The sequence below is a fragment of the Shewanella sp. AC34-MNA-CIBAN-0136 genome (assembly GCF_040309945.1).
Taxonomy (GTDB): domain Bacteria; phylum Pseudomonadota; class Gammaproteobacteria; order Enterobacterales; family Shewanellaceae; genus Shewanella.
The window spans coordinates 66,673-80,665 of sequence record NZ_JBEOPJ010000011.1 but is presented as its reverse complement, the minus strand read 5'-3'; the positions used below and the strand labels follow the sequence as shown (position 1 = coordinate 80,665).

Here is a 13,993-nt window from a genome sequence, read left to right as displayed (position 1 = left end):
AGCAAGCCTTATTAATGTTCGGCAAGCTTGTCGGCACGAAACAATACCGACATACCAACTCGTAAATCGACAATCTTTTGCTTAGGTGTCAGTTCAACTTCAAAGGTACGCATATCAAAGTCATGGCCGCTCTCTGTCGAGCGCCAAGTGGCAAAATTACCCATAACACTAACGTGCGAAACGGTAAATTCGACTTGCTGCTGTAGTGCTGGAATATCTAACATGACAGTTTGATCTTGTTTAAATAGCTTCAACAAATCTTCTCTAACTTGTAAAACGGCCCACGCATCACTCATATCAATAATGCTTACCACCGGAAAACCACTCGGCGCAAGCTCACCTGCTTGTAATAATACTTCACTCACCTCCGCTTTTTTAGGTGAGCGCATTTGGCTGTCGGCTAAAATGGCATTGACCTCGTTAACCGCACCTTCTGCCATACGAGTTTTTCCTGCGGCTGCGGCTTTAGTTTCAACCCGCGCGCCTTCATTTGCCATTTGATACATAGCGTAAGCTGCTTGCTCGGTATATTTAGCCGCTTGCCATTGGGTATAAGCTTCATCGCGCTTTTGCCGTGCGACAACACCTTCATCAAATAAGTTTTCAATTCGTTGGTAAGTTTTTAGGCTAAGTTCGGTTGCAGCCTTGGCTTTTAACCACTGTTCTTTAGCTGCGGTAACTTGTTGCTGCCTTGCGCCATTTTTAGCTTGTTGCTGCATAGCCGTTGCCGCTTCAAGGCCGCCTTGAGCCTGCAGTAACTTAGCATCTAATTCTGGGCTGCTGATGGCAAACAAAATATCATTCACATTGACTTGGTCGCCTTTGCGAACCAAAACTTGCTCAACTCGTCCAGGAACTTTAGACGAGATATTATATTCACGAGCTTCTATTTGCCCTTGCAACACTGTCGGTTGAGGCGTAAAAGCTAGCATGACACCGTACCCTAACAATAATATAACTAGCACGAATGCGACCACTGCAATAATCTTGTTAGCCCGCATAAGCAGCCCCTTGAAGTTGAGTTCGGTTAATAAATTCATCTACTTGACCACTAATGGCCATCACTTTGGCATAGGCTTGCATATAACGATATTTTGCACCTAATTGCTGAGTTTTCACTGCAGTTAAGCTCAACTCGGCATCGATTCGGTCAATTGAAGTGGATAAGCCTTGGTTAAAGGACAACTCTCGCAATCGTAAATTCTCGGTCGCCAATGCTAATGACACATCCAGCGCATCCGCTTCTTCTTTAGCTTGCAGCATTTGCCGATAACTCTGATCAATCAACAAACTTAAATCTTGTTTGGTTTGTGCTTTGGTGTAACGCGCTTGCAGTAAAGCACTTTTCGCCGCGAGCACTTTTCCACTGCGACCATCACGGCTAATAAGCGGTATGCTCATACCAACACCCACCATCCAGTCCGGCTCTACTTGAGAAAATAAGCTGTCATCTTCATACAAGGTGTAGTTGCCGTATAAATACACCGTGGGGTAGTAACTGCCCTTTTCTAAGTCGACTAAACCATTGGCTTGAGCTTCTTTAGCTTCGAGTAGTTTTAACGCCGGATGCTGAGTTAATGTCAGCTGGCTAAGACGGGGCAATGAAGGTTGTTGTTCGAGTAAAAACAGTGCCGAAATAGGATCGACCGACGGTATATGTAACATTCTTGCTAGCGCAATTTCGGTCATTTCGTATTGACGCTTGGTTTTGCCCCAGTTGACTTTGGCATTTTCTAATGCGACCTGGGCATTTAAGCGTTCAACTTTGGCTATTTGGCCTTGTTGTTCTAATTTTTGGGCATGACTCACATGCAAAGTCAACGAGTCCACCAGCTGCTTTTGGGTATCGATTAAGGTTTTTGTCACCGATACTGCGTAGTAGCGATCAACTAACTGAAGAAATAACTCACGCTGAGCTAGGGCAAACTCTTGTTCTCTCTCTGAGACTTGGGCAGCATGTATTCCTTGGGCTGCAGTAATTTTACCACCGGTATAAATGGGCCACATGGCTTGTAAACTGGCACGAAACACATCTTGTTCGGTAAAAGGAGTGACAAAGAGAGAGCCTGGGATTTCAGCTAATGCACTACTAAGAGCTGCTGGTAATGTACTTGTGTCGAGAGTCGCTAATGGATTTAAGTCACGTAAATCAAGTTCGATAGGTTTTTCGAGGCGAGTATAGCTGCCAGCAATATTAAGCGATGGGTAATTTAACGCATCACCGGCATCCTCTTCCGCTTTGGCGCGGTTGACTAGCTGAGCTTTAGCTTGAAGCTGATCACTCACTTGCGCCAATTGCTGCCAAGCATGACTAAAGGTAACGGGTTCAGCAAAAACACTAAGATGGACAAATAAAACACTGAAACACAGAGTAAAGTTCACTCGTCTGCGACAATATGTACTGATATGACGTTGTGCAACCATAAACACCTCTAGAGTTAATACTCTAATTCCTTGATGAATTATAACGTAATTCCGTTATTATCACAGCCACTAGATCATAACGTGCATATTCACTCACATAAGATAGTGATCACAGTGTAGATCACCATAACTCACTGAGCATAAACACTCAGTGAGTGACCAACACAGTAAAAGTTAGTGTTAAGCGGTACCACCAACTGTTAGGCGATCAATTTTTAGAGTAGGCTGACCCACACCAACGGGCACGCTTTGTCCGTCTTTACCGCACACGCCAACACCTTTATCTAAGGCTAAGTCATTACCTACCATTGAAATGAGTCCCATAGCTTCAGGGCCATTACCAATTAAGGTCGCGCCTTTAATCGCCTGAGTCACTTCACCGTCTTCAATCAAATAGGCTTCAGAAGCCGAGAACACAAACTTACCTGAAGTAATGTCGACCTGTCCGCCACCAAAGTTAGGCGCGTAAATGCCTTTTTTAACCGACTTAATAATATCGGCTGGATTTGACTCACCTGCATTCATATAGGTATTGGTCATGCGCGGCATAGGTAAATGCGCATAAGATTCACGGCGACCGTTACCTGTAGGCTCTTGCCCCATTAAGCGGGCATTTAACTTGTCTTGCATGTAACCTTTTAAAATACCGTTCTCAATTAAGGTGGTTTTTTGGCTTGGCACGCCTTCATCATCGATGCTTAATGAACCGCGACGATTTTCTAAGGTGCCGTCATCCACGATGGTCACTAAGGTAGACGCCACCTGCTGGCCCATTTTACCGCTAAATGCACTGCTGCCTTTACGGTTAAAGTCGCCTTCTAAGCCATGGCCAACTGCCTCATGCAATAAAACACCAGGCCAACCATTACCTAACACCACGGTCATTTCACCGGCAGGTGCATCAATAGCGTGTACATTAACTTGAGCTTGGCGTACCGCTTCGCGGGCAAACTCAAAACTCTGCGGTAAGCCAGCTTCATCGGTGGCTAAAAAGGCGCTGTAATCGTGACGACCACCGCCACCAGCACTGCCACGTTCGCGCTTACCTTTGTCTTCTAAGATAACACTACAGTTAAAGCGCACTAATGGACGAATATCTGCTGCTAATGTGCCGTCACTGGCGGCTATCAATATTTCTTCATGTACGCCCGATAAACTTACGACGACTTGAATAATACGGCTGTCGAGGCTACGAATATAAGCATCGGCTTGCTTTAATAAATCGATTTTCTTCACTTCGTCCATAGCCGCTATTGGGTCAGCACTGTCATACAATTTATGGGCTGTTTGGCGCTTAAAAGCTTGTACTTTATGCTGCTCACCAGCACTGGCAATTCCGCGGGCAGCTTTTGCTGCTGCATCTAAAGCTGCTGGGGTGATTTCGTCAGCATAAGCAAAACCGGTTTTTTCGCCGGTAATAGCGCGCACACCTACTCCACGTTCAATGTGAAAGCTGCCTTCTTTTACAATGCCATCTTCTAATACCCAAGACTCATGACGACAAGCTTGGAAATACAGGTCTGAAAAATCGATATTGTGTTGATGAATGGTATTTAAGTAACCTTGCAGTCCATCTAAGGTTAATCCATCTTGCAATAAACTCTGCTCTACTTGGGTTAAAAATGGCATTAAAACTCTCTTTTTTAATTGGTAACGCGTACTGCGAATTTGGTTTCTGTCAGGCTCGTTCAGTGTTATTTAAACCAGTATTATTTAAGCCAGTGTTATTTCAACTGCGGTTCTATAAATCGATTATGGCCTATCACTGGCATTTGTTGACGAATACGTCGTAGTTCCGTTAAATCGACTTTAGCTTGTACCCAGCCGCATTCAGTGGCTTGCTCTGCAATCACTCGGCCCCATGGGTCGACGATCATACTGTGACCCCATGTTTCTCGACTGCCCTGGTTATGTTGTCCCCATTGGCCCGCCCCCAACAAATAACATTGAGTTTCAATGGCTCGGGCTTGTAATAACACCTGCCAATGCGCTTCACCAGTGACTTTGGTAAAAGCAGAAGGTAACGCAATATAGTCTGCTCCCGCTAAACGCAACGCTCGAAACATATCGCCAAAACGGATATCGTAACAAACGGCTAAGCCGACTTTGCCAAAAGGGGTGTCTATAACACAAATGCTATCACCGGGATGAAAGGTATCACTTTCACGATAAGTCTTAGTGCCATCTGCCACCTCAACATCGAATAAATGCAGTTTATCGTAATGACCTAGGGTGACGCCATGATCATCAAAAAAATAACAGCGGCTAAAGACTCTACCATCATCTGCACGCATGGGAATGGTGCCGGCAATAAAATACACTTGGTATTGTTTTGCCATTGCAGCTAATGCATCTTTAAGCTCACTTTGATGCTCGTTGCCAGCATGTTCAAGTTGCTGGCTTTCATGGCCACCAAACAATAAACAACACTCGGGCAACACCACTAATTGCGCTTCATCGGCCTCGCGGGGTAAGTCTTTAAGCTGCGAGTCGACAAACGCGAGATTGGCTTTGACATCGCGACTGCTTTGACATTGTAATAAGCTGATTTGCATTTCTCACTCCTGGTAGCATAACGACATTAGTTGCTGGCTCGGCTAAAGTTTTGCGCATTCGATCAACTTCAGTGTCAGTCGCTGACGGTTGATTTGCATCAGATGAATTATCGATATCTGGCATAAGTTGCGTGGATGGCGAACTTCTTGGTAGCGATTTATCTTCCGCTTCACGAGCGTTATCGCCACGCTGAACATCTGCCTCAACGTTATTTTCTGCTTTACTGTCTATGTTAGCTTTAGTTTCTACGTTAGCTGTAGTATCTAAGTTAGCTTTGGCTTTAGTTCCAATAGTCGTCTCTACACTGGTCTCGTCCGCTTGCGGTAAAATTGCTTTAGGTATTTCGATTTCTTTACTCTTACGCTCAAGCTCTTCTAGCTGCGGGTTGTCCATGGTACCGGTGACTCGGAAACGAATTTCAGAGATAACTTCAATAACCGGTTCTAACACTTTCGTTAGGGCAAACGCGCCTAAACCGAGGGTCCATGCACTCGTACTCAATAACACCACGGTTGGCACACTTGACGCAAGTTGCGGCACAAAACGAATGTCATAATTTAAGCTTTGGGTGGTTAAGTCGGTGTAGCCTCTTACTCGCATATTACCAGCAATAGCATCCATTTCAGAATCAGTGGTTTTAACCACTCCATTATCAATCGTCAAGTTACCGTTAAATGTATTGAAATATAAACCTTCGCCAAACACGTCCGAAAAATCTAACGATAATTTGCGCAACAACGAATCTAAACTAAATAACGAAAACACTCGGGCGCCTTTATCACTAATTTCCGATAAATGACCTTTGCCCAAATCAAACTTAAGTTGGCCATTTAAGGTGTCGAGGGCGAAGTGATAAGGTGCGCCTTGCCAAGATAACTGACCAGAGAGGTCCAGTGGTGCATCTTGTAGCCCAGGGTTTATTTTTAACATCGTCGATAAGTCATCAAACTTGTCAGCCTGTAAATTAACCTCAAACAGGGTTTTATCGATACCATTTTCAACAGACCATAAACCGTTGGCCTGTAATGCTACCGTCGGTTTTGTGATGGAAACAGTTTGAAATTGGTAGCCTTGTTTATGTGGTAAGCCTTGCAGCACTAAGTGACCTAGTGATAAATCATTAACGCTAAAGTCATCAACATCTACAGCTAAAGTGGGCAGATGCTCTAGCATCGACGTTGGCGCTAACGCAACGGTTTCAGGGCCACTCACTACCGGGAATAAATGCAGCTTTTTCGCGACCACTTTGATGCCTTGGTCACGCCAGTTAGGATAAAAATCGATACGTCCCGCAAACTGCTGCGAATCAGCGTCAACGCGCCACACATGTTCAGTGGGTTGAGCATCAAAATGCAATTTATCAAATGATTGCCCCAATACATTTAATTGAGCGATGTTGGCATGAATACCGACTAATTTAGGGAATGCGGGGGCTTTAGCGTCAATCGAAGAGGTGGCATTTTGTTGTGCTGTAGCGCCAGGTAGCTCTGCAGCCGTTAAGATGCGGTCGCGTACCGATGAGGTGATCACTTCAGGTTCTGAGGTGGCACTAAAGCGATTAATGAGCGGGAGCCACTGCGCTAAATCCACTTTTGGCAAGTCTAAATGTAGATGTCCTTGTTGCTTATTTAAGTTATCACCTAGTCTAAAGTGGCGACCAATCATGACATCATAATAGGCAAGCTGACTGCCACTATCAGCATTAAATCCCCCCCAAAACTCCAGATCATTGCCCAGTTTAATGCTCAATGATGATTGTTTGTTATCGCCAATAAGATCCGCACTTAGCTTTCTGGGCTCGTCTGCAGATTTTTGATAAGGCATAGGTAAATCCAATGACGTACCGATAAGATCGGAATTAGCAGAGACTTGTAAGCTGTAACCACTGGGGTCAAAAATCATGGTTAGCCCGCCGTTCCAGTCTAGCTGCCCATGGTACGTTTCCGTCATTGGGTTATGTAAACTGGCAGGCAGAGCATCAAGATCCCATTTGCCACGCATATCGACATTCAATGCTAAATTGCTGTTGTGTTTACCGGTCTTTACGCTAAACGTTAACGGCTGTTGAAATAATCTGGCCTTAATATTTTTACCTTCAATCAATTGATTTACAAAGCTCACTTGACCTGACACAGCCTGTAAATCTAAACCAGGCGAGTTAATAAACACTGGGTTATTATCAAGTGTGACTTGGCCTTTAATTAATTGTTCACCCCCTTTATATAAGGGAATGGAAAGATCTAATGTGGTATTAATATTTCGCTGAATTTGCACCACATCTAACGTTGCCCCAACAGAACCCCGCAATGAAGAGGCATTAATCACCTTAGTGGCGGCTTGTGCATCGGTGGTGATATCTGCTTCTACTCTTAATAAAGATTCTTTACCAAGATGTGGAATAGAAACTCGCGCACCGTCCACCACCACGTTATCGAGTTTGCCCTGATCAATATGCAAATCCATCATGTCATTTTCAAATAATGCGGAAAGCGTGAGCGAGCTAACGGCAGGCCAATTTGGTTGAAATTTAAAGATGCCGCTATCAAGGGTAAAGCCCGCTTGAAATACTCCACTGCTATCTTGATAAGGATAATCGCCTAATGCACCATGCCAAACGACTTGTGCATCGTTTATATTCCCAGCCACTAAACCGTCATTCAGGTAGTTGATTAAATTGGGGCTCATCGCCATTAATGGAAAATAACGCCCAAGATGAGAGACATCATTAATAGTCACATGAGCAGCTAAACCCATATGTGTCTGCTGGGAAAACTCAAGATTCAAACCTGCTTGCAGGGCAATATCATCATTAATAAATTCAATATTAGGTACTGTTAAGCGTTGTTGTTCGACATTATAACGCCCCATAATTGGGCTGCCGCGCAGCACAATTGGTTGACCAAAATCACCGCTAAAATCGAGCGTATACTCCTGTTCTGGTAAGGCAAACTCGAGTTGATTATTGGCCCAGGTTAATTGAGCATCAATAGGGCTAATACCAGGTACTGACAGATAAGGTTGCCACTGTAATTGCTGTAACTCGACCTTGGCGATAAGGGGTTTGTCGTCCGGTTTATACAGCCTAATCGGCCCAATTAGCCCTTGAGGGTTGAGTTGTTGCCAAATATTCACTTGCTGCTTACCCAAATCGGGCACTAGCGGCAACATTGGGGTTAAGTTCGCTGGAATAATCTGGTTAGCGTAACCAAAAAAGTCACCCTCGCGAGTGCCAATTGCCAATGTTAATGATGGCCAAGTTTGATCATTGGTCGATAAATCTAAATCGTGGCTGTCTATTTTCCAACCATCGGGTTGTAGAGTCCATTGCAATGAACCTGAGTTAATTGCAAATTTTTGCTGGGTGTCTGCATCGTGCCATTGTAACCAGCTGGGTTTAAAAACCAATATGCCATCACGAATTTGACGATGAGCAAATGTCATCCACGCATCGAGGTTTATCACGCCTTGAAATTCAATATTATCAGTGTTTGTTTGAGCGGTATGCTGCCTTGACGCCCATTCACCTAGGTCTAATGAATCTGCAGTAACATAAAGCTGGCCTGCTACAGTATCGGGTTGATAACCATCCCCTGTAAGGTCAATGCGTAATGTTAATTGCTCTTGCTCCGACTTAAGCTGATCAACGTGGATAATACCTTGCGCTTGGTGACGATTAGCCGTGTTTTGCCATAGCAGATTATCGATAAAAATCGGCTGATAAGCATGTTGTTTACTCACCAGTTGTAAAGACGCGTCGGTAATTGAAAAATGTCCCAGCTGCTCTAATAACAGACCATATAACCAATCAAGATTAGCTTTATCGCCCACTTTAGCCTGGTCATCACTAGCCGCTAACTCATCAAGATTTAACGCGACTTTAACGCCATCAAATACTACCGTTTCAATCTGTGGGCTCAAGGTGAAAAGCGACTGCCAAAAATCGAGTTTGATATGCACATTTTCGCTGATAACGGTAATCGGTAAGTTATCTTGTGGCGGTAAGACTAAATTATTAACGGTAAGTGCTGGCCCAAAAGCTTGCCATTCTGCACTCAGTTTATCCATCTGCACATGCAGTTGGTATTCACTTTCAAGATAATGGATTAACTCAGTACGTACTTCAGGAATATGGGGCAATAAACCACGAATAAGGCTCACAACCAGTGCAAAAAGCACCAGCGCGATAGCCAAAATTTGCCAACATAATCGGTTGATAGTTACTGCCTGAGTTGTCGACACTACATCATCACCACATCATATTTACTTTGAATGTATAACGGTTCATTTTGCAAACGAATACGCTTACCAATGTAGACTTCTAATTCTGCCAGCAAATGCGATTCATCACCACTAAAGCTCATATACACCGCCGGCGAGCAATACAGTAAAAACTCATCGGCTTTGTATGCTCGGTCTAAACGGATAATCTCTCGAAAAATTTCATAAGACACGGTTTCAATCGTTTTCATGGTGCCGGTGCCTTTACAGGAAGGGCATTCACCACACACCACATGCTCTAAACTTTCGCGAGTACGTTTACGGGTCATTTCCACTAAACCTAAGCCCGAAAAACCACTGACACTGGTTTTAACGCGATCTAACGCCAATGCTGCATTTAAGCTTTCTAGCACCCGCGCTTGGTGTTCCTTACTTAGCATATCGATAAAGTCGATAATGATAATCCCACCCAAATTGCGTAACCGTAGTTGCCTTGCAATTGCTTGAGTGGCTTCAAGATTAGTATTGAAAATGGTTTCTTCTAAGTTGCGATGGCCAACAAATGCGCCGGTATTGATGTCGACGGTGGTCATGGCTTCAGTTTGGTCAATGATTAAATAACCACCAGACTTAAGTTCAACTTTACGGCCCAAAGCCCGTTGAACTTCGTTTTCAACATCATACAATTCAAAGATAGGTGCGGGGCCGGCATAATGTTCAATTTTATCCGCAATTTCAGGCATAAACTCTTGCACAAACTGTTGCAGCTCTGCATAAGTTCGACGCGAATCGACTTGAATATGGTCAAGTTCGGTTCCGACAAAATCACGAATGATCCGCACTGGTAAGGCTAAGTCTTGATACAGTAAAGTGACGCCTTTACGCTTACGACGCTCGCTGACTTTAGCCCACACCCGGCGTAAAAAGGCCGCATCTTGAGCAAGTTCATCTTCACCCACATTTTCAGCCGCGGTACGAATAATAAAGCCGCCGTCATCATCAACATAAGGAAGAGTAATATTTTTAAGGCGTTGACGTTCGTCTTCAAGCTCAATACGTTGCGATACGCCAACATGACTAGAACCAGGCATAAAGACTAAATAACGTGAGGGTAAGGTAATGTCAGTCGTAAGGCGGGCGCCTTTGGTACCGAGTGGGTCTTTGACCACTTGCACCATAATGTCTTGCCCTTGACGCACGAGCTCAGCAATATCACGCACCACAAAGTTGCCTTTTTCGACATCGGCAACACATTCGGTATGAGGAACAATATCTGAGGCATGTAAGAAAGCAGCTTTATCTAAGCCAATATCAACAAACGCGGCTTGCATACCTGGGAGGACACGGCTGATTTTACCTTTGTAAATATTGCCGACCAAACCTCGCTTCATGCGACGTTCAATATGCACCTCTTGTAAAACACCATGCTCGACTAATGCAACACGCGCTTCTGTTGGCGTGACATTGATAAGTAATTCTGTGCCTTTTTTACGTTGTGCTTTTATGTTCATAAGCCACCAGTATTCGGGTCATGCTCCAATCGTAATATTGACAGCAGTTGTACCACCGTAGATGACCGATTAAAGCAAAGGTTAAGTTTGCTGCATCATGCAGGCTAATAATTCACGTGTTTCGACTAACGGCAAACCAACCACTGCAGAGTAACTGCCAGTAATCGATTTAACAAAACAACCACCCAAAGCTTGTATACCGTAAGCACCGGCTTTGTCCATCGGTTCACCTGAGGCAACATAAGCATCTATGTCTGCTGCAGACAATTCACAAAAGCTCACTTGGGTACGGCATAGTCGGTTAAAGGTGTGTTCACCGTCTGTTAATGCTACCGCGGTCATCACTTCGTGAGTTTGACCGGATAATAATGCCAGCATACGTTTGGCATCATTTAAATCTGTTGGTTTACCTAATATCAGGCCATTTAACACCACTATCGTATCTGAACCCAGAACTTGAGGCTTAACCACATGACCGCTAAGCACTAGGCCCGCTTGGGCTTTTTCAAGTGCGAGACGACAGACATATTGCTCTGCCGTTTCAGTCAACAAAGGTGTTTCATCAATGTTGGGTGCGACAAGCTGAAACGAAAAATCGAGATGACTAAATCCCGCTTGCGCCAATAATTCTTTTCTTCTTGGTGATGTTGAAGCCAGTACCCATGCCATCGGTTATTTACCCTAATTAGTGTACATTAAAATCATACTCACTTTAGTGCGTAAGGATTAACGTACTTTATAATGGCGGCGCATATTGCGTAACACCCAAAACACCCACCACCAAATAAATAAACTCGAAATAGCGGGTAAAAACATGTCCACATTAAATGGGGCTGCGCCTACAACAACAAACTGCACCCAAAATATCACAGCATGATAAATACAAATAAAACAAGCAACCAGTAACGACTGTTGCCAGCGAGGATAGTTACGTAACTGTTGGCACAACAACACCACAATATAAATCACTAATGATAATGCTAATGAACGGATCCCTAGATGAGCTCCCAACAACACATCAAGCATCACCCCTAACAACCACGCAGTGAGAATACTGTAACGATGCGGTAGCGCCATGGCCCAATACATCATCACCATCAATAGCCAATCCGGTCGCCAGGCTTCTACCATTTTTGGCAACGGCATGATCTGAAACATCATCCCGATGAATAAGGTCAGCCATACCACTAAGCGACCATTTGCAATATGTGCGCTCATTGGTTTACCTCGCTTGTTACTGGTGTAGTGGTTGTTTCTACGGGTTGAGGTTGGGGTGCTGAAGAATTTGCAGTGGCAGCGGCTTTATCTGCCGCTTCTTTTATTAACTCTTGTACGTCATTAGGCAGCGTAAACGGTTTGGTTTCATCAGGCCAAATCAGTAACACGTATCGAATACGATCTAGCGCTGCCAAAGGCTGAGCATAAATTACGGCATAACTCTGGCCATCATCACGCGACACACTAATAACGCGCGCGACAGGATACCCTTCAGGAAAACGATTACCCAGCCCTGAAGTGACTAATAAATCACCCACTATAATGTCAGTGCTTTTCGCCACATGACGTAGTTCAATTTGATCAATATCACCCATGCCATTCGCAATGGCCCGCACATCGTTACGGGTAACACGTACCGGAATACCATGAGTGGTATCTGACACCATCAATACTCGACTGGTAAACTCACTAACCTCCACCACCTGTCCCACAACGCCCTGGGCGTCAACCACAGGTTGACCAACATAAATGCCGGTTTGTGAACCATGATTTAACACCACAAATTGACGAAATGGATCACTGGCAACTTCCATCACTTCAGCCACCATTTTACGAGAATCCATGTGCACAGGCGAACCGAGTAATGCACGTAAACGCTCATTTTCTTGGCGAACATGCTCAAAACGTTGTAAACGTTCTGACATAACCAGTTGTTGGCGTAACAGTTCTTTGTTTTGCAGTTCAAGCATATTGCGGGTGGCAAAAGCCTCGGCTGACCAGTCGAGCATCACCCCTGGTACATTGGCTAAATACTGTAGAGGACTTAATACTGAGGATAAAGATTGGCGTATTGGATCAAGGCGATTATTGGTCATAAGTAATGCCACCGACAAAATAATTGCCAGTGTCAATCTAAATTGACTCGAGACGCCACGAACGAAAATTGGTTTCATAAATTGTTCGCAACTTTGTTAACCCATAAAATGCCATTAACAAAGCCGCTCAGCAGTTGATAATTAGTTCTCTTCAGAGAACAAATCACCACCGTGCATATCAATCATTTCAAGAGCTTTACCACCACCACGAGCAACACAGGTCAGTGGATCGTCTGCGACCATAACTGGAATACCGGTTTCTTGCATTAATAAGCGGTCTAGGTCACGAAGTAAAGCACCACCGCCAGTTAATACCATGCCGCGCTCAGAAATATCTGACGCTAGCTCCGGTGGTGATTGCTCAAGGGCAACCATTACCGCGCTCACAATGCCAGATAATGGCTCTTGTAATGCTTCTAAGATTTCATTGCTGTTTAAGGTGAAACTTCTTGGTACACCTTCAGCAAGGTTACGACCGCGCACTTCAATTTCAAGTACTTCGTCACCAGGGTATGCGGTACCAATAGTATGTTTAATACGCTCAGCTGTTGCTTCACCAATTAAACTACCGTAGTTACGACGAACATAATTGATAATGGCATCGTCAAACTTATCTCCACCGATACGCACTGATGAAGAATACACCACGCCATTCAATGAAATAATCGCCACTTCGGTCGTACCACCACCAATATCGACAACCATAGAACCGGTCGCTTCAGATACTGGTAAACCCGCACCAATCGCAGCAGCCATTGGCTCTTCAATTAGGTAAACTTCACGAGCACCAGCACCCATCGCTGATTCGCGAATAGCACGGCGTTCAACTTGAGTCGCGCCTACCGGAACACACACGAGTACGCGAGGACTAGGACGGAAAAAACTGTTGTTGTGCACTTGTTTGATAAAGTGCTGAAGCATTTTTTCGGTAACATAAAAATCGGCAATTACGCCGTCTTTCATTGGACGAATAGCTTGAATATTACCAGGCGTTCTGCCTAGCATTTGTTTTGCCTCTCTACCGACTGCAGCAACTGACTTTGGTCCATTGCTATTGCGTTCGCCGCGAATGGCAACCACTGAGGGTTCGTTCAACACGATGCCTTCATCGCGAACATAAATAAGAGTATTTGCCGTACCTAAATCGATGGATAGGTCGTTAGAAAAAATGCCGCGCAGCTTTTTGAACAT

The 13,993-nt window shown here is 44.4% G+C and carries 10 protein-coding genes; all 10 read right to left on the bottom strand.

Translation table 11 applies throughout. From position 1 onward, the window contains the following. Positions 1-11: 11 nt before the first annotated feature. The 10 genes from AAEY94_RS12475 to AAEY94_RS12430 all read right to left on the bottom strand — a co-directional run bounded on the left by AAEY94_RS12475 (position 12) and on the right by AAEY94_RS12430 (position 13,993). On the bottom strand, positions 12-1,001 hold the full coding sequence (locus AAEY94_RS12475) for an HlyD family secretion protein (RefSeq protein WP_101087678.1): 990 nt from the start codon (positions 999-1,001) through the stop codon (positions 12-14). Then, the gene (locus tag AAEY94_RS12470; RefSeq protein ID WP_350978988.1) at positions 991-2,424 is read right to left on the bottom strand and encodes a TolC family protein; all 1,434 of its coding nucleotides are present in this window, start codon (positions 2,422-2,424) and stop codon (positions 991-993) included. The genes AAEY94_RS12475 and AAEY94_RS12470 overlap by 11 nt, the downstream gene beginning before the upstream one ends. 180 nt (positions 2,425-2,604) lie before the next feature. Further along, positions 2,605-4,053 carry a metalloprotease TldD gene (gene tldD / locus AAEY94_RS12465; RefSeq protein WP_101087680.1) on the bottom strand — a complete coding sequence of 483 codons (1,449 nt, stop codon included), beginning with the start codon at positions 4,051-4,053 and terminating at the stop codon, positions 2,605-2,607. Between the two features lie 95 nt (positions 4,054-4,148). Further along, complete coding sequence (locus AAEY94_RS12460) at positions 4,149-4,979, bottom strand: carbon-nitrogen hydrolase family protein (RefSeq protein WP_101087681.1); 831 nt, start codon at positions 4,977-4,979, stop codon at positions 4,149-4,151. Continuing rightward, complete coding sequence (locus tag AAEY94_RS12455) at positions 4,903-9,219, bottom strand: YhdP family protein (protein WP_350978987.1); 4,317 nt, start codon at positions 9,217-9,219, stop codon at positions 4,903-4,905. The genes AAEY94_RS12460 and AAEY94_RS12455 overlap by 77 nt, the downstream gene beginning before the upstream one ends. Continuing rightward, positions 9,219-10,709 (bottom strand): ribonuclease G, encoded by a 1,491-nt coding sequence (gene rng, locus AAEY94_RS12450; protein ID WP_059747760.1) that lies wholly within the window; start codon positions 10,707-10,709, stop codon positions 9,219-9,221. The genes AAEY94_RS12455 and rng overlap by 1 nt, the downstream gene beginning before the upstream one ends. 81 nt (positions 10,710-10,790) lie before the next feature. Further along, complete coding sequence (locus tag AAEY94_RS12445) at positions 10,791-11,378, bottom strand: Maf family protein (RefSeq protein WP_101087683.1); 588 nt, start codon at positions 11,376-11,378, stop codon at positions 10,791-10,793. A 57-nt stretch (positions 11,379-11,435) separates the two neighbouring features. Further along, entirely contained in the window at positions 11,436-11,927 is a 492-nt protein-coding gene (gene mreD / locus AAEY94_RS12440) for a rod shape-determining protein MreD (protein ID WP_011639151.1), read from the bottom strand. Further along, positions 11,924-12,880, bottom strand: coding sequence for a rod shape-determining protein MreC (mreC, locus tag AAEY94_RS12435; RefSeq protein ID WP_101087684.1), 957 nt, complete (start codon positions 12,878-12,880; stop codon positions 11,924-11,926). The genes mreD and mreC overlap by 4 nt, the downstream gene beginning before the upstream one ends. Before the next feature lie 63 nt (positions 12,881-12,943). Further along, the gene (locus AAEY94_RS12430; RefSeq protein ID WP_011639153.1) at positions 12,944-13,993 is read right to left on the bottom strand and encodes a rod shape-determining protein; all 1,050 of its coding nucleotides are present in this window, start codon (positions 13,991-13,993) and stop codon (positions 12,944-12,946) included.